This window comes from Desulfurella sp. (assembly GCF_049977265.1).
Taxonomy (GTDB): domain Bacteria; phylum Campylobacterota_A; class Desulfurellia; order Desulfurellales; family Desulfurellaceae; genus Desulfurella.
The window spans coordinates 1-20,182 of the sequence record NZ_JBMFGQ010000010.1 but is presented as its reverse complement, the minus strand read 5'-3'; the positions used below and the strand labels follow the sequence as shown (position 1 = coordinate 20,182).

Sequence of the window (20,182 nt, the reverse complement as noted above, 5' to 3'; positions counted from 1 at the left end):
TCACCTCACAAGTTTTATTAATTTTTTTAATGTTTTATCTATTTTTTCGTTTTCTATTGTAAAATCTGCTTTTTGATAGCAGTATTTTCTTTTATTTAAAAGTATTTTTGCTTTTTTAAATAACGGCCTATTTGATTTATCAACTTTAAATAAACGATTTTTGGGAGTTTTTAAATAAACAACAATACCCTTATTTTTCATTATATTGATATTGTTTTTAAAACAAGGCATACCCCCACCTGTTGATAGAATAAATGATTCTTTTAAGTTAATATTTAATAGTATACGTCGCTCAAGTCTCCTAAAAAAAAATTCTCCATATAGCAAAAAAATTTTTTTTATAGGCATCTTCATTTTTCTTTCGATGACTGCATCTGTGTCTATAAATTTATAATTTATTTTTTTTGCTAGTTTTTTACCGATTGTGGTTTTGCCGCTACCCATAAAACCGGTCAAAATTAAGTTCATTTATCTTTCAAATATTCTTTGTAATTTCTAATTCTATTTTTAAATTCTCTAATTGTATCCCCACCAAATTTTTCTAAATAAGCATTTAAAATCTCATATGCACATGCAGCTCTTACGACTATACTGGCGGCACTAACTGCACACACATCAGATCTTTCATAGAGTGAAAGACATTCTTGTTTTGTTTCTACATCAACGCTTCTTAGACCTTTGCGCGTTGTAGGGATTGGTTTCATAAATGCTTTTAAAGTAATATTTTCTCCGTTTGAGATGCCGCCTTCAATGCCACCTAATCTATTTGTGTAGCGTTTGTATTCTTTAAGATCGCTATCATAATAAATTTCATCCTGAACTTCACTTGAATACTTAAAAGCATTCTCTATACCCTCTCCTATACTGATAGCTTTTATAGCCTGAACGCTCATAACAGCCAAAGCTAACCTTGCATCCAGTTTTTTGTCCCACCTGTAAGAGCCAATACCAGCAACAACACCTGTAACCAATATTTCTGCTACACCACCCAAACTATCGTTATTTTTTAGAGCTTCGTCGATGTTTTTTTTCATTAAGCCCAAAGCACTTAAATCAGGGCAAAATAGCTCATTGTTTAAACTGTTTCTAATAGTTTCTAAATCATTATAGTCTATATTTGCCTTTGCATCTCCGATCGCACTTACAAAATTGTAAAACTCTACCCCAGCTTCTTTTAAGCATAACTCACAGATTGCCCCAACGGCTACTCTAATAGCGGTTTGCCTTGCACTTGAGCGCTCTAAGCAATCTCTCATGTCATTTCTATCATACTTTAAATATCCTACTAAATCGACATGACCAGGCCTTGGTTTTGTAACTTGTTTTTGATTTGTATAGATGGCAAAAGGTGCCATTATATCTTCCCAGTTTTTATAATCATTATTTGATATTTTTAAAGTGAGTGGATTTCCTGTTGTTTGACCAAAGCGTACACCGCTTAGTATTTCTATTTTATCTTTTTCAATTCTTTGCCTGCCTCCTCTACCATAACCACTTTGCCTTAGGGCAAGCAAATTATTAATAAAAGCTTCACTAATGTTTAAACCAGATGGGATTCCATCTATAATGGCACATAAGCACTTTCCATGCGATTCACCTGCGTCTAGATAACTAATCATTGTTATTTTTTAATTGCTTCATAATTTTTCTAAAACATAGATCTACATAATAATGAAACGTTTCTTTTTCATACCTATTTTTTAACATTTTCCCAGCAGGTATATCTGCAAAAATTTCAATAGCATCATCTATTGTTTCAATAGTGTATATTTTAAAATTGCCGCTTTGAATCGCTTCTATAACATCATCCCTTAGAACCAAATCTTTTTTGTTTTGGTATGGTATGACTACGCCTGCGCCTGCGCAAGTTAAATTACCAGAGATTTTTAAAACATCAAAAAATCCTTCAATTTTTTCGTTTACGCCTCCAATAGGCTGTACTAATCCATCCTGACTCATTGATCCCGTCACAGCAAGATTATTTTTAACAGGTACTTTGGCAATCGATGATAAAAGAGCAATTACCATAGCTACTGTTGCGCTGTCACCTTCAATATAAGAGTAAGATTGCTCAAAACTTATAGTAGCTTGCAAACTAAGTGGTTTGTCATAGGCATATTTAGAGCCTAGATAGCCACCAATTATGAATGATGATTTATCGAAAATTTTACCAGATAATTTGCTTTCAGTTTCTATGTTTATTACGCCACCTTTTCCTACATAAGTTTTAGCTATTATTCTATTTGGTCTACCAAAAGAAAAATCGCCAATTTGAGAAACGGACAAACCATTTACTTGTCCAATTTTTTTTCCTTGCAAGTCTAATAATATAGTGCCATCTTTAATCATTTCTTGAATTTTTTCTCTGTATAAGTCTTTTATAAATATTCTATTGTTTATTGCTTGTTCAATGTGTTTATATTCTATAGTTTCGCTATTTAGCGTATTTGCCTCTTCAATAACATCTATACACTCATCAATTCTTGACCAAATTTTATTTGAGCTTTCAGCAAGCCTAAATGCATATTTAGCAACAGCCGTTAAACCTTCTTTTGTTGGGATTTTGAGATTTTTACTCTTGCATTGTCTAATTATGTTTGTTAAGTATGTATTAATTGTCTCAGTGTTTGCGTTTATAGTATGGTTAAAGTTAGTTTTTAACTTAAAAAGATTCTTCATTTCTTCATCATACTCATACAAGATGTTATAAATAAACTCATCGCCTATTAGAATGATTTTTATATTTAAGTTTATTGGTTCAGGTTTTAGAGTTTCTGTTGAAATGGCACTATATTTATCAATCGGGTCTTCTATTGTTAACTGCCCAGATCTCATAATTTTTTTTAGACTATCCCACGCAAAAGGGTTTGTAAGTACGCTAAGCGCATCTAATATTAAAAAGCCGCCATTGTTTTTGGCAATTTGACCAGATACTATGTTTGTAAAGTTTGTTACAAGCATTCCAAAATAGGCTTGTTTTTCAATTTTACCAAATAGATTGGAATATGTAGGATTTTGTTCGTAATATATTGGAATATCAATATTTGAGTTATCCACAATTACATTAACTTTGTATTCAATATATTTTGAAGGCATGCTTAAAAACGGGAAAGGCTCGTTTTTGCTAGGCAAAAAAATCGGTATATTGCTAATTGTATAATGTTCTACATCGTTTAGAAAATTTTCAACAGATTCAATACCTTCAAATTCTGTTTTGATAGCATCTAACTTGTTGCTTATTATTGACAAGCCCATTTCGTCATTTATTTTTTTAATTTTTTGGAAGCGCTCTTTTTCTAGTTCTCTTGATGCAAACATAAATTCATTTATAAATATTTCAAGTTGTTTTCTCTTTTCTTCAATTTCTTTTTTTAAGGTTTGGTTGAGCATAGAAAAATCTTTTTCTGTAATGATTTTACCTTCCAGAACAGGATTTACAACAAGACCGGATGGTGTTGGTTTAATTACAAAATCCAGTTTTGATGCTTTTGTTTCTAATTCTTCAAAGAGTTTTGTTTGGCGTTCATTATACTCAATATTAATGGACTGAATTCTGTTTTCATATTCTTTACTTTCAAAAATAGCAGGTATATTTGCTATTAAATACTCAACAAAATCATTCATTTTTGAAGCGAGTGTATTTGCTCTTCCTTTTGGCAAAACAAGTAGCTTTGGCATTTTAGGGTTATCGAAATTGTTTACATAAGCATAATCGTATACTTTAAAATCTTTATTTTTTGATAATTCTATTATTTTATATTTGATATAGTCTTTTATTTGACCTAAGTTGCCAGATATGTATAAATTGTAATAAGGATTATCAATATTTACAAGCATTTTAAGTGCTTGGTTTAATCGCTCTTGATTAACAAAATAGTCTGATTTTTCACCTTCGAAAACGCTGTTTGGTATATCTATGTCAAATTTAAATTCTTTTGGTTCAACAATTTGCACTCCCATAAAAACTCCTATTTTACAAGTTTCGTCTTTATAATATCAAATGGCAGCTTTGCTTTTAGCCTTGTACCATTTGGCAAAACTATTCTTGATTCTGAAAGTTGATTCAATATAAAATCGTACAAGTCTTCTAATTCTTCAATATTTACATCTACAGAAATAATAGATACGTCTTCATTCAACTCCATAAACCATTCACAGTAGACTATATTTTTTTCGATTAGTATTTCTTTAAAATTCCACCTTTTTGTCTTTTTTAAAACAATATCTATGCTAAAACGTTTTTCTTCCATGTTTATAAATATATACATTCGAGATCCAAAAATCAAATTTTAATTTTAGAACAAATTTTGCTAATAAATAAAATCGGAAAAAATTTTTTTAAAAAACATTTTTTTGTTGACAATGTTTAAGTGACGATGTTAAAATTAAATAACATTTATGCAAGAAGGTATGAAAAATGGGAAGTAAGAATCTTATAGGTTTGGATATTGGCTCAAAATTAACCAAGATAGTTCAATTAAGGGAAAAAAACGGTGTAAAGTTTTTAAAGAATGCCCAATTTGTTAATTCTCCAAATGATCTTAATTTAGAAGATCCTTCTTTTATGAAAGATTTTTTAACAAAATTAGCAAAGGATCACGATCTAAAAAATAAATCTATTGCTTATGCCTTTAATATTTCTGAATGTATTGCAAGGTACCTAACTATACCTATGGTTGATCAATCAGAAATTGAGCAAGCTATAATGTGGGAAGCGGAGCAATATATACCTTTTAAACTAGATAAAGTAAATGTTAATTATCAAATTCTAAATATAGATCAAAAAAACAAAAATATTAAAGTCTTAATTGTTGCAGCAAAAAAAGAAAAGATAGAGTTTTTAAAAGAGGTATTTAGTAAAGCAAAATTAAAACTTGAATGTATTGATGTTGATATATTTTCTACAATAAATACTTATTTAGAAAACACACCAGAAAAAAATAGGCTTGTATTTATACTAAACATTGGTGCAAAATCAACAAAATTGGCATTATTGGATGGAACTGAGCCTATATTTTTTAGCTATATTGATTTTAGTTTAGACTCTATTGTTGTTGATGTTGCAAATAAGCTTTCTATTTCAGAACCAGAGAGCTTAACATTGCTATTATCAAAAGAAAAGGACGCTCATTTAATAAGCATTATCGAAAGCAATTTAATAAATTTGCAAAATGAATTATCAAATGTGCTAAATTTTAATTTTTCTCTCATAGCAGACAGACATATTGATAACTTTGTTTTAGCTGGTGGTGCTTGCTCCATCGATGAAATAGCGTCTTATTTGGCCACGGTGTTTAATATTGATGTGATAAAACTTAACCCTTTTAATACATTGACAGAAGAAGACACAAAATTTGATATGAACACTAAATATTTATTTGATGTAGCTTTGGGCTTAGCGTTGAGGAAAGCATGATAGAGATAAATTTACTTAATACCATTGGTGAAAAACAAAAGCAAAGAGGATTACAAGAAAGATTTTGGTTTATATTGTTTATTGCGGTACTTATAGAAATAGCTTTATTATTTGGTGTAAGCACTTTTGAAAAAGCAAAAATAAAGCATTTAGAAGAAAAAAAAACTTATTTAAGCGCTTTATCTAACAAGATCAGAATTATTCAAAGCAATGAGTTGAAAGCTAGACAACTTGTCAATACAATATCTAAGCTTGAGTTAGGCAAAAACCTTCCTGTTGAAATATTGTACACTTTGTCAAGCGCCTTGCCAGACAATGTATGGCTTACAAGGGTTGAAAAGCAGGGTAACACTTTAAATATTTCTGCATCAAGTTTGGATATAGATTCTATATCGCTTTTTATGAATAACTTGCTAAGTCAAAAAATAATAAAGGATGTAAGATTTAACCAAGGTGTTACAAAAACAAACGAGCAAAAGCAAAATATTTACCAGTTTTCTCTTATTTGTGATTTGAGGTAGTTATGGCACAAAAAAAACTAATCGGAAAGAATCAGTTTTCCCAGCAATTTAGCGATATTCCGCAATCCCAAAAAATTATTATCGGTGTAGTTGTTGTACTTGGTTTGGCTTTAATCTGGTATTTTAGTTATTTTCAGAGCTTATACGTAAAATCAAATAAACTTAGTGCAGAAATAACGCAATTAAGCGATTTTGAAAAAAAGTTGCCTTTAGAAATGAAAAGATACGCCGATATTAGTAAAAAATTGCAGAAATATAAAGAAATGTTACCTGAAAAAGAAGAAATTCCGAAATTATTGGTTGATATGCATTCTACTATTGTAAAGACTGGTGTTTCAATGAATAAGTTTTCACCGCAGACAGCTAGTGAACAAAACCAAAACGCTACATATACAATTACACCGATACAAATTAGCATAACAGGCTCATATAACCAAATTGGCAATACATTTGAAGCATTAAGCAATATGCAAAGATTGGTAAAGATAACAGATTTTTCCATTGGTCAGTCAAATAATGCTAATATACTAAATGCTGATTTTAAAGCACAAACTTATTTCCTTAAAAATCCTTTACAAAAACAAAAAAGTGAGAAATAACAATGAAAAAAATTATTTTAAGTTTTATTTTTGTTGGTATAGCAAGCTCCATTGCATTTGCGTTTAACGTTTCAAGGAATCCTTTTTTACCGCTTGTTAAAACAATCTCTGCATCAATAAATCCATTGTCTAATGCAACTCAAATTCAAAGTTCAGATTTTACACTAAAAATGGTTATGTGGGGTAGTCTAAAAGGTGCTTTGCTTCAAGATGCCAGCGGTATGGTATATGTTGTAAAACAAGGTACAAAAATAGGTCAGATCCAGGTCATTAAAATATTGCCAAACAAAGTTATTTTAAAAACACCAACCGGCATTAAAGAACTTTCTCTGCAAAGTCCAAGTAATATAATTTCAGCAACTAAAGCTAAAAGTAACCAAAATAGAAATATTCAAGATGTATCAAATAAAACTCTTTCAAATAAGGTGAAGCCATGAAAAAATACTTTTTTAGTATTGTTTTGTTTTTGTTTGCCATAAATTATTCTTACGCTTTTCAGAAAGCCACAAATATTGACTCATTAACTTTTGAGCATAATATATGCACTATTAAAGGTAATGGTTATATGTTTTACAAAACTTTTACACTGGATAAAGACAATAATAAACTATTGGTTTTAGATATTCTTGGTATTAAATCATTTAGCAAAGATATACCAACTCTTATATTAGCTAAAGATTCAAGTGCAGTTAGTTTAGTAAAACTTGCACTTCACAAAGACAAAGATATTGGTTTGAGAGTGGTTTTTACGATAAATAAAGAGACTGTATATCAAATCGATAGGAACAACAATACAATAACTGTGGCTTTTAGTGAAAGTTCAATTCAACAAGCAAATAATGACATAAAAAACCCGAAGCTTCAAACATTGTCTCAAGAGACTACCAAAATGGAGATGAAACCATCAAACGGTGGACCAGTCTTGTCCAGTAATGAAAATAATTTAAGAAATACAATAGAATCAATAAGTGCTGGCGCCTTTAAAGATAAAACGCAAGTTAGCATAACAACAACCAAAAAGCCTGTCTATGAAGTCAAATATGAAAATGGAAATATTTTGGTTGTTGTCAAAGATGTTGGACCTTCAAAACCAGCTATTTCTAATACGTCAAAGCTAGTTGAAAAAATTACTACTAACATTGAAAAAAACAACTATGGTATAAAAGTGTTTACTAATAATGCTCATATTGACGCTATATCAAGCACAGATAAATCTATATTTATAGTCCTTTCCCCTCAAGAGGCAGTTGAAGACTTAAATATTATATCAAAAGAAGAAAGGACTAGCTTTACAGGCAAGAAAATTTCATTTGATGTAAGAGATGCAGATTTGCAGGATGTTTTGAGGGTAATTGCAGCAGCTGCAAATTTAAACGTCATGATAGGAGACTCTGTAAAAGGAAAAATTACTATGAGGTTGATGAATATACCATGGGATGAGGCATTAGATTTAATTGCTAAACAACAGGGACTTGTAGTGCAAAGACAAGGTAATGTTCTACTTATAAATTCAGCTTCTGAAGCGGCTAAGCTTACAAAAGAACAGTTAGAAGCTATTACTATGCAGCAAAATTTAGAGAGAAAAAACGATGCGGTTGCTAAAATTATTAAACTTAATTATATAAGCCCAGATTATGCAAAAAACATTATTGATTCCTTGGTGTATAATAAACAAAAAGAAAGCATAGGTTTTATTGTTGCAGATAAAGTTAATAATTCAATAATATGCTATGATACAAAACAAAACATTCAAAAAATTGAAAATATTGTAAAAGCAATAGATGTCAAAAAGAGAGAAATAGAAATTAGTGCAAAAATTGTTATTGTTAGTAAAGGCTATGAGAGAGACTTAGGTATTCAATGGGGCGGAAATTATGCTCAAAAGACTTTCGGTCAAAATTCTTACCTGGCAATTGGTGGTGCAACATTGCCGCTTTCCGTTAATGCTCCAAGTGCAGCTCAAACTGCAGGTGTTAGCACAAATGGATTTTCTGTAAATAATGCTTTTGCAAACGGTAATTACGTAGTAAATACACCAGCTGCAAATCAATTTGGAAATTTATCTTTAATGGTAGGCAATGTTATGGCAAATTATAACTTAGATCTAAAACTTTCACTTGCTGAGATGAACAACTATTCAAAAACTCTTTCTTCGCCAAAAATCATTACGCTTGATAACCAAGAAGCCACTGTAGAAAGCGGGCAGGAAATACCATACACAACAATTACTACAACTGGCACACAAAGCACAAGTTTCAAAGATGCGGTTCTTTCTTTAAAGGTAACACCACATATTACAAATAATGGCGATATAATAATGAAGCTTGACATAAAAAAAGATTCGCCTGCTGGTGCTGCACCAAATGGTGAACTAATTATAAATAAAAACAATATAACATCTACAGTAATTGTCAAAAACGGTCAAACCATAGCAATAGGCGGAGTATATGAAACAACAACGTCAAAAAGCGAAAATGGTATACCATTTTTACAGAGCATACCACTTTTAGGGTGGCTTTTTAAGTCACAGACGATAACGAAACCAGAAAGCGAGCTTTACATATTTATAACACCTAAAATACTATGAACCAAATATTAAACCGCAAAGCACGCCATGATTATGAAATTTTAGAAACCTATGAGGCTGGTATTGCTTTACTTGGTAGCGAAGTGAAGTCTATCAAAACGGGAAATGCCAACTTAAAAGATTCTTATGCAGACATAGATAATGGAGAGTTGTGGTTGTATAATTTTCATGTAAGTCCTTATAAATTTGCTAGTGAAAAGTTTAACCATGTACCGCTTAGACCAAAAAAACTACTTTTGCATAAAAGAGAAATTGCAAAACTAATAGGCAAAACAAAGGAAAAAGGCTATACATTGATTCCTTTGAAGGTTTATACTAAAAATGGTCTTATTAAAATAGAATTGGCGTTAGCAAAAGGTAAAAAGCTATATGATAAAAGACAATCGTTAAAAGAAAGAGAGTTAAATCTAGAAAAGGAAAGGGCTTTTAAAGATTTTTAATACTTGATAATAATTTCTAAAAGTGTAAAATAAAGCTAAGAATAAAATATGGAGGTTTAATTATGGAAAAAACATTAAAGGTAAATTTTAAGAAATCCGCAATAAAGATTATTTTAGGTTTTTTTTGCGTTGTCACCTTAAGCAGTTGTTCAACCATGACACCAACACAACAGCGTGTTTTAAGCGGCGCTGGCATTGGTGCAGTGGGTGGCGCAGTTGTAGGTGGTTTAACGGCAGGTAGTCCAGCGACAGGCGCAGCAGTTGGGGCTGCAGTAGGAGCAGGTCTTGGGGCAGCTGCTGGAGCTTTAACAAAATAGTTTTTTAAAGTTTTTTTTGTTTTTTGGATTCTACTAACAAGTTATTGTTAAAGAGTATTTTAAAATTTGATTGACAAAAAAAATTAGAACATTAAAATAGACGATGATTTGTTAGTTTGAATTAAACCAATGATAGTTGGGTTGCAAAAAGGAGGTTTTATGAGGAGTGGCTCAGAAGTAGCTGGAAAGCCTATTGTAGATTTTTGGACAATTTTGTTTTTCATAATGGCAGCTATAGGCTTATATGGTATGGCGCATGTTTTTTTTTATGGTCAGGAGCCTAGCTATGGAGTAACGAGGTATGTTTCTTGGGGCTTGCTAATTATTGGTTATTCTTTCCTGGTTGGTATCACTACAGGTCTATCTCTTCTTGTTATTATGTGCCATTTGTTTGGCTTAAAGCATGTGCAGTTAATGGAGCGTAAATTGATATTATTGGCACTTACTGCACTACTTGGTGGGTTTTATGTTATTTTCTGGGATTTAGGTGGGCCTTTTAAGCTACAGATACTAAGATTCGTGATTAACTTTTTTCCGCCGCATATAACAAGTGCCATCTGGTGGATGTCTACGCTTTACGCTTTAGAATTACCTATTATTGCTCTTGAGATTTATTTGATATTTACAAAAAATCATAAATGGTTGCTTCCAATTGCAATAATTAGTTTTTTGGTAGGAGTAAGCGCATATAGTAATATGGGTTTTGTTTTCGCTGGTAATATTTCAAGACCATTTTGGTTTGGAGCTTATATACCAATCTTTTTTATACTTTCTGCTTTAGGTTTGGGTGCTGGATTTGGTCTGATTTTGTGTTATTTTACAAAAAGATTGGTGCCGTCTTTGCAAGAAAGATTGTCTACTGTATCATCTATATTGGAAAAAACGCTGTTTTTTGTAGTTCTGGGTATGATGTTTTTTACAGGTTGGCGCATGGGAACGGCTCTTTATACTTATCAGCCAGAAGTAGCTGGCGCAGCAGTTGCACTATTATGGGGTAAATTGGCAATTGATTTCTGGTTATTCCAAGTGATTTTAGGAATGATAGTACCATTTTTTATGTTGATTAGAAAACCATCAAACACAGGATCGCTGATAGCTGCAATTTTGGTAATTATAGGTGTGTTTTTTGAAAGGTATAATACGATTGTAGCTGGACAATTGGTACCAGTAAATAGCGTATATTACGATAAAGTTTTCTATATGAGTTATACACCGTCTCTTTCAGAGATTAGTTTGTTTATAAGTGCTTTGGGTGTAGCTGGATTACTTTATTTAATTGGCGATAGGATACTGAACAAAAAATTTGCCCAAGAAGCGGAATCCGAAGAATAATCTTATTAAAAAAATGTTGTGGCTACTTTTTAAGTAGCCACTTTTTTATTTATTCTTAAAGTCAAATCAAAATATATTATTAAGAGAGATAAAACTATTAAGATAATACCAATTATCTCAAAAATATTTGGTGTTTCGCCTAATTGAATCCATGATTCTAAAATAGTTAGAATTGGTACAGCAAGAGAGCTTAGGCTTACTATATTTACTTTCATTTTCTTTAATATATATAACCATAAAAACCATCCAATAGCCGTGGCAATAATGCCAGCATATAAAACAGCAAAAATTAAATAGGAAGAAAAGATAGTTTGTTTTTGATATGGTATAAATAACCAACACAAAAAGATACCAACTAGACCAAATAGCATTTGGTAAGCATTAAGAGATAATACATCCATTTTTTGTTTGTTTAATATTAATTTTGCAATAGTTATGCTAATTGCCCACGAAATTGCGCTTAGTAAAGCAAAAAAATCGCTTAGAAAGCTGCTTTGCAAATTCCATGGCTCAATTATAAAAATAAGACCAAAAAAGGATCCAATTATAGCAATTTTTTGCGATCTAGTTACTGTTTCTTTTAAAATAATTCTAGCAAATATTATAGACCAAAACGGCATTGTGTAAATTAACAAGGAAACTTTTCCGGCACCTCCGCTTACCAAAGATAAATTTGCAAAAATAAAAAACCCAGTTGTTTGTGTTAAACCAAGTAAAACAATAAGAAGAAGGTTTTCTATTTTTTGTATTTTTTGTATTTTTTTTATAGATATAATGAACAAAAAAACTGCAACTGTGCCAATAAGAGTTCTTAAAAGAGAAAATACAATTGGACTTGTGAAATTTAGAGCAATTTTTGCAATTACCCATGAGTAAGACCATATTATTATTAGAAAAACGAAGTAAAAATATACCATGTTTTTAAATAGTTAAACCTAAAAGATTATAAAACATCTTGTTTCGTCTGTTTTTTGAAAGTTTGTACATTTTAAGAGTTCATATTTTTTATATTTGTTTCATTACATTCTACTATCAGACTTGCTATATTTTTATCTGTAACAGTTTTTTTTGTTAAGCTATTTTCTATTGCCGTTATACTGGCTCGAAACATAATTATCTCCCCTTTATATAATAATAACTTATTTTAAAAAAATCAAAGATTAATTAAAGTATACTTGGCGGAGAGGGCGGGATTCGAACCCGCGGTAGGTTGCCCTACACACGATTTCCAGTCGTGCTCCTTCGGCCACTCGGACACCTCTCCTTAAATTTTATTTATACAAAGTTTTAATTAAATGTCAAACAAAAGGTTTTTATTGAGGCTTATTCTTTTTTTCTTCTGATCTTTTGCGTAATTCTTCCAAATCTAAGCTACAATCGCCAAAACTTGCCCCATAAGCATCTTTATCAGACAATGTTGGTTTTTTTGTTATTTTTTTATTTATCAAAACAACTATTATTGCAATGGTTATAATTAGCACAATAATAACAAACCATAGCATAAGCACCTCTTGTTTAGTATTCAATACTTAGTGAGCTTAATTTATTTTTAATATTTTCTATACCAAGCCATGCATCATTTCCATCAGAAGAGTATCGGAAGCCTTTTTTTACCAATTTACCACCAGTTTTAACACTACTTTTCCCCCACCAGTTAAATTGGGGATATATTATAAAATGATCGTCGTATTCATAAGTGTTTCTTGCGTCTTCTGGTGTTATCATTACTTCGTGAAGTTTTTCACCTTCTCTTATTCCTATTTCTTTTAATACGCAATCTTCACACATGGCTTTTGCCAAATTCACTATTTTAAAAGAAGGAATTTTTGATACATAAATTTCACCGCCATTGGCTTCTTTGATAGCTTTAAATACCAGCTCAACTCCTTCTTCTAAGCTAATCCAAAACCTTGTCATCTCAAAATCGGTTATAGGTAATTCTTTTTTGCCTTGATCTATTAAACTTTTAAAGAAGGGTATTACGCTGCCTCTACTTGCTGCAACGTTGCCGTATCTTACCACGCAAAATTTTGTTTTCTTTTTACCTACATACGCGTTTCCTGCTACAAATAATTTATCTGAAACAAGTTTGGTTGCACCATATAGGTTAACAGGGTTTACAGCTTTATCTGAAGATAAGGCAACTACTTTTTCAACGCCTAAGTCAATACTAGCATCAATTACGTTCTCTGCCCCATATATATTCGTTTTTACAGCTTCAAGTGGATTATACTCTGCTGTTGGCACCTGTTTTAGTGCTGCTGCGTGTATTACAATATCAACTCCATCAAGTGCCCTATAGAGTCTGTCTTTATCCCTTACATCGCCTATAAAAAATCGTAAAACCCCATCAAATTGAAAAAATTCTTTTTGCATAAGAAATTGCTTATACTCATCTCTTGAGTATATTATTAACTTTTTTGGTTTGTATGATTTTAATATTGCGTTTGTGAATGCTTTGCCAAAAGACCCTGTTCCACCTGTTATTAATATAGTTTTTTCATTAAGCATTTAAATACCCCTTTAACTTAAATAGCAAAATCTATTCTATAATTGCATAAATTAGCTCAGAAAGGCTTCTTTTTGGTACATAGTGTATATCATTTATTCTGTAATATTTTATATCGTCTTTGACGTCAATAATTTCTATTGTTTCTGCAGGCTTTCCAATTGCTACAACATAAAGTATTTCTAAGTTCTCTTTTAAATTTAGTATAGAAGAAAGCCTGGGTTTGTCTATAGCAGCTATTGTACATCCGCCAAAACCCATCTCAACACTTTTTAAAAGAATAGTCTGAAGTGCAATGCCAGCATCAGTTAATACAAAATTATCATTTGAAATACTTTTGTCTTGCAAAATTACAATATACGCAGATGGTTTTTGGGTTTTATCAGGTCCGTTCCAATCTGTTAGATAACCAGCCCATTTTAGAGTACTAAAGATTTGTTCATTTTTTTCTTTGTTGCAAGAAGCAATGTACTTTAAAGGTTGTGCGTTTCGTGCAGATGGAACAAACCTTAAAATTTCTAGTATTTTTTTTATCTCATCACATTTTATCGTTACTTGGGCAAATTTTCGATAACTTCTATTTTTTTTGATAAGCTCATCTAACATAAAAAACCTCCTTGCGCATCTTAACAATAAAGATTATAATAAAACTATGAAAAGGTCAATAACAGCCTTGGTGTTTTTTTTAACCTTTGCTATAAATGCTTTTGCTGTTACTATAAAAGATGATATTTCAAGGACAATCAACATATCAAAAGCAAAATCTATTGTAGTATTAAGCCCTGCTGCATGTGATATATTGGAAGAAATCGGCGCATCTAATTTGATTGTTGGATATACTGACTATACCAAAAAGCCTAATGCAAAAGCTAAAAATGTGGGCGCATTTGGTACATTCAATGTAGAAAAAGTTATCTCATTGAAGCCAGATTTGGTTATCATGCCAAAATTTATATACGAACGCTATGGCGTTAAATCCCTTAGTGCTCTTGGCATTAATGTGTTTGTTTTTGAACCCAAAAATATAAAAGGTATTATTGAAGATATTGATAAATTTGGTTTAATTACAAATAAAATTAAAGAAGCTAAAAATAAAGTACATTTATTCAATGCGGAATTAAGCAAGTTACACCACATAAAGTTAAAACCAAGAGTTGTTTTTTTGGTATGGCTTGCGCCCATTATTGTTGCTGGACATGATACATTTTTATCCAATGCTATAAATGTGGCAGGCGGAAACAATATTATTACAAAAAGTGATTGGCCTGAAGTTACTAGTGAGTATTTGATAGAAAAAAATCCACAATTTTTGATTGTAAACTCTCATCTTAAAAATTCTTTTTTTAAGCAAAATAAATTGCTAAATTATTTTTATAAGAAAAACAGAGTTTTATTTATCGACAATACTCTGATAGAAAGACCGAGTTTGAATATTATCAAAGGAATAAAAATTTTAAACGATTATTTTTATGAAAACTGCAATAATAACGGCTGCAGGCAGCGGTAGTCGTTTTGGTTCAAAAAAGCAATTTGAAAGACTAAACGACAAAATTGTATTGGATTATAGTGTGGAATTTTTTAAAGAGCTGGGTTTTAATGTGATTGTTACAGTTCCACAAGAAGATATTGAGTTTGTAAAAAAACGCTATAAGTTTGCAAACATTGTGCAAGGCTCAAATGAGCGTTTCTTTTCTGTTTATAATGGTTTACAATTAATTGATGAAGGCATAGTGTTGATTCATGATGCAGCTAGGCCTATATTGAGTAAAACAAAAATTTTTGAATTATTAAATCAAGTATCAAAGCAAAAAGCTACTATTTTGGCGACAAAATGTACAGATACTTTAAAATTTGTTCAAGATGGTAATGTAAAGTTTACAATTATTCGCGATAATATTTACTGTGCTCAAACACCTCAAGGTTTTGATACAAAAATGTTAAAAAATGCTTTTGAGATGTCTATTAAAGATAATTTAGTTTTTACCGATGAGGCAAGCTTATGGGAACATTACTATTCTAGTGTTTCAATTGTTGAGGGTTTTCGATATAATATTAAAATAACTACAAAGGAAGATTTAAAACTTGCGAGTTGTATATTAAATGATATTTTTTTATAAGCATTTAGTAATTATAGTAATCTTTGCTTTTTTGGTTGGTTTTTTAATTGCTATCCCAATTGGTGCAGTGCAAATCGAAGTTGCCAAAAGAGCTATAAACAATAATTTAAAATCCGCTTATATGGTTGCTTTGGGTTCAGTGTGTTCGGATATAATTTATGGTATAATTGCTAGTTTTGGCATAACAAGTTTTCTTGATGATGAAAAGGTTAAAGCTGTTTTATTGTTTTCCAGTGGTCTTTTGCTTGCTATTTTATCAATTTTAGCTTTTAGAGATGGAATAAAGAAAAATGTTTCATTATCTCAACTGAAGCATAAAACGCATCACATGTCTATTATGACAGGTTTTACAATGTCATTTACAAACCCATTAATGATAGTTTTCTGGATTGTTTATGTGCAGTTTGCCTACGACATAGGCGTAATACCATATTATAACCCTTTGTATCTTTTTGCCTTTGTATTGTTTAGTGGTATGGGTTTGTTAAGTTATCTTTTGGTTATTGCTAGAATTTTAAATCATATAAGAAAATCCTTTAATACAAGTTTGGTAAACAAGATTAATATTGTTTTGGCTTTTATATTGGCTGGATTTTCGCTATATTTTTTGGTCCGTTCTATTCAACTATTTAAAAGTTGACATTGTAATCAATAATCTTATAAGTATCGATATACCAAAGCCAAAAATAATTAGAGAAGATAAAATATTTACGTAAACTCCAACCTTTTGATTAAAAAAAGATTTAGTTTTGTAAACAAAAAAAGGCATCAAGCTTATCCATAGTATTATAGCACAAATTAATCCTATAAGTGTAAATCCAAACTGCAGGTTATTTTGACCAATATAAGCTAGCATGCTTGTCCAAAATAGGATTGTGTATGGATTTAGAATTGTTAAAATATAGCCTTTTGAGTAAGATTTAAAAGGACTGGCAAAATAAATTTGTGTTTTGAGTTTAGCACTATCAATTACACGTGATCTGAAGATTTTGTAAGCTAAGTATATCAAAAAAGTGCCGCCTAAAAAACTCAAAACACGAAAAATAGCAGAGTGTTCATTTATGTGCGCAAAAATACCGAAGAAAATAAGCGTTAAATACGTAATATCCGCACACATTGCGCCAAGTCCTAACAAAAAAGCGTTTCTATAAGACACAAGTGCTTCATTAATAATAAGTATGTTTATTGGACCAATTGGTACGCTAGCACCAGCGCCCAGTATAAAGCCACTTACAAAAGAGCCTATGAAGTTCATATTTTAAGTAAACTCTAAATGCTCTTTTTCGAGATCCAAAAGCAAATTTTTTAACAGTTGGTTTAATGAGCTTTCAGTGGTTGAAGCAATTATAGCTTCTGGCAAAAGCGAATCTTTTTCAAGCTGCTTATATAGTCTTACGAATTTTATAAGCTCTTTCTGGTCAAAATCATGTAAAATTATTGTTTTCATGATAGATGCTTCTCAATTGTTTTTGAAATTAATTCAATTCCTTCATTTATTATATTTATGTCTTTTGACTCAATTGTGACTCTAACTACCGGTTCTGTCCCGGAGTAGCGCACAATAAGTCTACCTTCGCCGTTCAGTTTGTTTTTTACTTGTTCAATGGATTGTTTTATTTCATCGATTTCATCTAAATTTATCTTTTTACTTACATGGACATTTTTCGTTTTTTCTGGAACTTTTGTAAAGTTTTCAAGTAGGTGGGACAATTTGACATTTTGCTCAACCATGATTGACAAAACCGCTAATGCTGTGATAATACCGTCTCCTGTAGTATTAAAGTCTGATAAAACCACATGACCAGATGGTTCTCCACCTAAATTGTAGTTTTTTTCGAGCATCCTTTGGATAATATATTTATCCCCAACGTCTACTCTCTCAAGATCTATGCTGTTTTGTTTAAGAGCATACTCAAGTCCAAAATTACTCATAATTGTGCCGACAATAGTATTGTTTTTTAACTTGCCTTTATTTTTTAAATCTATAGCTAATATAGATAATATGGCATCACCATCCGCTAGCTTGCCGTTTTCATCGACCATAATAACTCTATCACCATCACCATCAAAAGCAATTCCAACATCTGCTCTAAAAAGTGTGGTTTTTTCGATTATATTGTTAGGGTAGGTTGAGCCACATTTTTCGTTGATGTTTGTGCCGTTTGGTTCATTGTTTGTTAAAATGACTTCTGCACCAAGTTCTTCAAATATCATGGGTGCTACTTTGTATGTTGCTCCATTTGCACAATCAATAACAAGTCTTAACCCATCTAGTTCAAGATTGTATGGAAATACATTTTTTGCAAAAACAATGTATCTGCCAAGCGTATCCCTTATCCTGAATACTTTTCCAATATTTGCGCCCAAAAATTTAACATTATCTAAAGCATTGGATAATGTGTATGATTCAATTAATTCTTCCAATTCAACGGATATTTTTATACCCTCATGCGAAAAAATTTTTATACCGTTATCATCAAAGGGATTATGAGAAGCAGAAATAACTACACCTGCATCGGCCCTCATACTTTTAACCAAAAAAGCAATGGCGGGTGTTGGCATTGGTCCCACCAAATATGCATCTGCCCCCATAGATACTATACCTGAAGTAATAGCAGATTCAAGCATGTAGCCGGAAATCCTTGTATCTTTTCCTATTATAATCTTCTTTTTTTTATTTTTTTGAGAATCAAGAGCGTATACTAAAGCTTTCCCAAGCCTGTAAGCTACATCGCCAACAAGCGGAAAAACATTTGCTTTGCCTCTTATGCCATCTGTGCCAAAAATTTTCATAATTGCTCCTTATTCGCTTAAGAATTCTTTTATAAGTTTTTCGTTTTTAGTCCAGCCTTTTTTTACTTTAACCCAAAGCTCTAGATAAACTTTTTTATCAATCAAATATTCTATTTTTTTTCTTGCGCTTGAGCCAATTTTTTTAAGCATTGAGCCGTTTTGACCTATAATTATGGCTTTTTGCGAGTCTTTTTCTGTATATATTATAGCTTTGATATATGTAAGGTTTTCGTTGCGTTCTTTAAATTCGTCAATTACTACTGCTATATAGTATGGCAATTCTTCCGATAAGTTTTCAATTAATGTTTCTCTAATAAACTCAGATGCTAAAAAACGCAAACTGTTGATAGAAATTTCATCTTCAGTATAGTATTTTGGGCCTTCTTTTAGCTCTTCTAATATAGCATTTAAGATTTCTTCTTTTGGGTTATCCATTATAAGACTTGTAACTATAATTTTTTTGGGGTCAATAATCATAAATTCTGCTCTAATTGAGTCAATCTGCTCTTTTGTTAGTTTGTCAGCTTTGTTTATTAACAGTATGGTATTTTTCTTCGAAAGCAAATCTTCAAAGTTTTTTAGATAATCGTTGCCTGGGCTATCAGCAATAATAAAACAGACATCCGCATCTTCAATAGTGGATTTAATGCTTGAAAGCATTATTTGATTGAGCTTTTTTTGGCTCTCATGAATGCCTGGCGTATCAATAAAAATTATCTGATAGTTATCTGTTGTCAAAATGCCTTTTATAGGCGTTCTTGTTGTTTGGGGTTTGTTTGTTACAATTGATAATTTCTCTCCGATCATTAGATTTAAAAAAGTTGATTTGCCAACATTTGGCTTGCCGATTAAGGCGATATATCCGGATTTAAACATTTTCTAAAATCTCTATTGTTTTTAAAGCAGCGTTTTTTTCTGCTTCTTTTTTGCTTTTACCAATGCCTACGCCGTAGGTTTTATTGCCAATTACCACTTGAGAGTGAAAAGTTTTGTTGTGTTGTTCGCCTTCTTCTTTAATTAAAACGTATTCTGGCAGCATTGCAAATTTTTTTTGTGTTAATTCTTGTAAAACGGTTTTGGGGTCAAATAGTTTATACTCACTAAATTTTTCAATTTTTGGCTTAAGAAGTGCCAAAACAAAATCTTTAGCACCTTCCAGGCTAGAGTCCAAATAAATAGCACCTACCAATGCCTCAAACAAATCTTCTAATATTTTTTTGTTTAATGCTATTTGTTTTTGCTTTTCACTTTTACCTAATTTGCAGAATTCATAAAGTTTTAAGTTTTTCGATATATCGGATAAAACATCTGAATTTACACTTGCTGCTCTAATTTTAGACAGCGCACCTTCTCTTAAATTTTGAAAGTTATTGATTAAATATTCACTAACTATTAGTTCAAGCACAGCATCACCTAGAAATTCCAACAGTTCATTTGAGTAAAATGGGTTTTTTGCATAGGATCTATGTGTTAGAGCTTTATCCAGCAATGCTTTATTTTTAAATTTATACCCAATAATTTCCTCTAAATCCATTTTTCTAAATCTTTTAT

The 20,182-nt window shown here is 31.2% G+C and carries 25 protein-coding genes and 1 tRNA gene; 11 read left to right on the top strand and 15 right to left on the bottom strand.

The genetic code is table 11. The annotated features are described in order from the left end of the window. Genes ACP5FO_RS03325 through ACP5FO_RS03310 form a run of 4 tightly spaced genes read right to left on the bottom strand, consistent with a single transcriptional unit; the run spans window position 1 to window position 4,268 of the window. Window positions 1-468, bottom strand: coding sequence for a shikimate kinase (locus tag ACP5FO_RS03325; RefSeq protein WP_428107157.1), 468 nt, complete (start codon window positions 466-468; stop codon window positions 1-3). Next, window positions 465-1,619 (bottom strand): chorismate synthase, encoded by a 1,155-nt coding sequence (gene aroC / locus ACP5FO_RS03320; RefSeq protein ID WP_428157020.1) that lies wholly within the window; start codon window positions 1,617-1,619, stop codon window positions 465-467. Before aroC ends, ACP5FO_RS03325 begins: the two co-directional genes overlap by 4 nt. Then, the gene (locus ACP5FO_RS03315; protein ID WP_428107170.1) at window positions 1,612-3,960 is read right to left on the bottom strand and encodes a Lon protease family protein; all 2,349 of its coding nucleotides are present in this window, start codon (window positions 3,958-3,960) and stop codon (window positions 1,612-1,614) included. Before ACP5FO_RS03315 ends, aroC begins: the two co-directional genes overlap by 8 nt. An 8-nt stretch (window positions 3,961-3,968) precedes the next feature. Continuing rightward, window positions 3,969-4,268, bottom strand: a complete 300-nt coding sequence (locus ACP5FO_RS03310; protein WP_428157019.1) for a hypothetical protein — start codon at window positions 4,266-4,268, stop codon at window positions 3,969-3,971. A 149-nt stretch (window positions 4,269-4,417) separates the two neighbouring features. Between ACP5FO_RS03310 and pilM the strand changes: the two genes are divergently transcribed. The 8 genes from pilM to nrfD all read left to right on the top strand — a co-directional run bounded on the left by pilM (window position 4,418) and on the right by nrfD (window position 11,212). After that, the gene (pilM, locus tag ACP5FO_RS03305; RefSeq protein WP_428157018.1) at window positions 4,418-5,416 is read left to right on the top strand and encodes a type IV pilus biogenesis protein PilM; all 999 of its coding nucleotides are present in this window, start codon (window positions 4,418-4,420) and stop codon (window positions 5,414-5,416) included. Continuing rightward, a complete protein-coding gene (locus ACP5FO_RS03300) occupies window positions 5,413-5,937 on the top strand; it encodes a PilN domain-containing protein (protein WP_428107188.1) in 525 nt (174 codons plus the stop codon). The genes pilM and ACP5FO_RS03300 overlap by 4 nt, the downstream gene beginning before the upstream one ends. Window positions 5,938-5,939: 2 nt before the next feature. Then, window positions 5,940-6,536 carry a type 4a pilus biogenesis protein PilO gene (locus tag ACP5FO_RS03295; RefSeq protein ID WP_428157017.1) on the top strand — a complete coding sequence of 199 codons (597 nt, stop codon included), beginning with the start codon at window positions 5,940-5,942 and terminating at the stop codon, window positions 6,534-6,536. Between the two features lie 2 nt (window positions 6,537-6,538). Further along, the gene (locus ACP5FO_RS03290; RefSeq protein WP_428107197.1) at window positions 6,539-6,973 is read left to right on the top strand and encodes a hypothetical protein; all 435 of its coding nucleotides are present in this window, start codon (window positions 6,539-6,541) and stop codon (window positions 6,971-6,973) included. Beyond that, the gene (locus ACP5FO_RS03285; RefSeq protein WP_428107204.1) at window positions 6,970-9,123 is read left to right on the top strand and encodes a type IV pilus secretin PilQ; all 2,154 of its coding nucleotides are present in this window, start codon (window positions 6,970-6,972) and stop codon (window positions 9,121-9,123) included. Before ACP5FO_RS03290 ends, ACP5FO_RS03285 begins: the two co-directional genes overlap by 4 nt. Continuing rightward, window positions 9,120-9,563, top strand: coding sequence for an SsrA-binding protein SmpB (smpB, locus tag ACP5FO_RS03280; RefSeq protein ID WP_428107208.1), 444 nt, complete (start codon window positions 9,120-9,122; stop codon window positions 9,561-9,563). The genes ACP5FO_RS03285 and smpB overlap by 4 nt, the downstream gene beginning before the upstream one ends. A gap of 62 nt (window positions 9,564-9,625) precedes the next feature. Then, window positions 9,626-9,880, top strand: a complete 255-nt coding sequence (locus tag ACP5FO_RS03275) for a hypothetical protein (RefSeq protein ID WP_428107215.1) — start codon at window positions 9,626-9,628, stop codon at window positions 9,878-9,880. A gap of 159 nt (window positions 9,881-10,039) precedes the next feature. Beyond that, window positions 10,040-11,212: an NrfD/PsrC family molybdoenzyme membrane anchor subunit gene (nrfD, locus tag ACP5FO_RS03270; protein ID WP_428107221.1), complete on the top strand. Its 1,173-nt coding sequence runs from the start codon at window positions 10,040-10,042 to the stop codon at window positions 11,210-11,212. 29 nt (window positions 11,213-11,241) lie between these two features. Here nrfD and ACP5FO_RS03265 read toward each other — a convergent pair whose 3' ends face one another. The 6 genes from ACP5FO_RS03265 to ACP5FO_RS03240 form a co-directional block, all read right to left on the bottom strand. Then, complete coding sequence (locus ACP5FO_RS03265; RefSeq protein ID WP_428157016.1) at window positions 11,242-12,129, bottom strand: DMT family transporter; 888 nt, start codon at window positions 12,127-12,129, stop codon at window positions 11,242-11,244. Window positions 12,130-12,200: 71 nt separating this feature from the next. Then, on the bottom strand, window positions 12,201-12,323 hold the full coding sequence (locus ACP5FO_RS03260; RefSeq protein WP_428107229.1) for a hypothetical protein: 123 nt from the start codon (window positions 12,321-12,323) through the stop codon (window positions 12,201-12,203). A gap of 65 nt (window positions 12,324-12,388) precedes the next feature. Beyond that, window positions 12,389-12,476: transfer RNA gene (locus ACP5FO_RS03255), tRNA-Ser, on the bottom strand. Between the two features lie 49 nt (window positions 12,477-12,525). Continuing rightward, window positions 12,526-12,714 (bottom strand): hypothetical protein, encoded by a 189-nt coding sequence (locus ACP5FO_RS03250; RefSeq protein ID WP_428107232.1) that lies wholly within the window; start codon window positions 12,712-12,714, stop codon window positions 12,526-12,528. 13 nt (window positions 12,715-12,727) lie between these two features. Further along, window positions 12,728-13,723 (bottom strand): UDP-N-acetylglucosamine 4,6-dehydratase (inverting), encoded by a 996-nt coding sequence (gene pseB, locus ACP5FO_RS03245; RefSeq protein WP_428157015.1) that lies wholly within the window; start codon window positions 13,721-13,723, stop codon window positions 12,728-12,730. A gap of 31 nt (window positions 13,724-13,754) precedes the next feature. Further along, window positions 13,755-14,327: a nitroreductase family protein gene (locus tag ACP5FO_RS03240; RefSeq protein ID WP_428107241.1), complete on the bottom strand. Its 573-nt coding sequence runs from the start codon at window positions 14,325-14,327 to the stop codon at window positions 13,755-13,757. Between the two features lie 46 nt (window positions 14,328-14,373). Here ACP5FO_RS03240 and ACP5FO_RS03235 point away from each other — a divergent pair, with 46 nt between their 5' ends. From ACP5FO_RS03235 to ACP5FO_RS03225, 3 genes are read left to right on the top strand one after another with little or no spacing between them, the layout of a single operon-like run. Beyond that, a complete protein-coding gene (locus ACP5FO_RS03235) occupies window positions 14,374-15,228 on the top strand; it encodes an ABC transporter substrate-binding protein (protein WP_428157014.1) in 855 nt (284 codons plus the stop codon). Next, window positions 15,191-15,838 (top strand): 2-C-methyl-D-erythritol 4-phosphate cytidylyltransferase, encoded by a 648-nt coding sequence (gene ispD, locus ACP5FO_RS03230; protein WP_428107249.1) that lies wholly within the window; start codon window positions 15,191-15,193, stop codon window positions 15,836-15,838. Before ACP5FO_RS03235 ends, ispD begins: the two co-directional genes overlap by 38 nt. Beyond that, window positions 15,822-16,478: a LysE family translocator gene (locus ACP5FO_RS03225; protein WP_428107252.1), complete on the top strand. Its 657-nt coding sequence runs from the start codon at window positions 15,822-15,824 to the stop codon at window positions 16,476-16,478. The genes ispD and ACP5FO_RS03225 overlap by 17 nt, the downstream gene beginning before the upstream one ends. Here ACP5FO_RS03225 and ACP5FO_RS03220 read toward each other — a convergent pair. From ACP5FO_RS03220 to rnc, 5 genes are all read right to left on the bottom strand, one after another. Beyond that, window positions 16,464-17,093 (bottom strand): LysE family translocator, encoded by a 630-nt coding sequence (locus ACP5FO_RS03220; protein ID WP_428107254.1) that lies wholly within the window; start codon window positions 17,091-17,093, stop codon window positions 16,464-16,466. The genes ACP5FO_RS03225 and ACP5FO_RS03220 overlap by 15 nt on opposite strands. A gap of 3 nt (window positions 17,094-17,096) precedes the next feature. Continuing rightward, window positions 17,097-17,285 carry a DUF3783 domain-containing protein gene (locus tag ACP5FO_RS03215; protein ID WP_428107258.1) on the bottom strand — a complete coding sequence of 63 codons (189 nt, stop codon included), beginning with the start codon at window positions 17,283-17,285 and terminating at the stop codon, window positions 17,097-17,099. After that, entirely contained in the window at window positions 17,282-18,631 is a 1,350-nt protein-coding gene (gene glmM / locus ACP5FO_RS03210) for a phosphoglucosamine mutase (RefSeq protein WP_428107263.1), read from the bottom strand. Before glmM ends, ACP5FO_RS03215 begins: the two co-directional genes overlap by 4 nt. Window positions 18,632-18,640: 9 nt before the next feature. Continuing rightward, window positions 18,641-19,507: a GTPase Era gene (gene era, locus ACP5FO_RS03205; RefSeq protein WP_428157013.1), complete on the bottom strand. Its 867-nt coding sequence runs from the start codon at window positions 19,505-19,507 to the stop codon at window positions 18,641-18,643. Next, on the bottom strand, window positions 19,500-20,182 hold a 683-nt coding region (gene rnc / locus ACP5FO_RS03200; protein ID WP_428157012.1), incomplete at its 5' end, for a ribonuclease III. The genes era and rnc, both read right to left, overlap by 8 nt.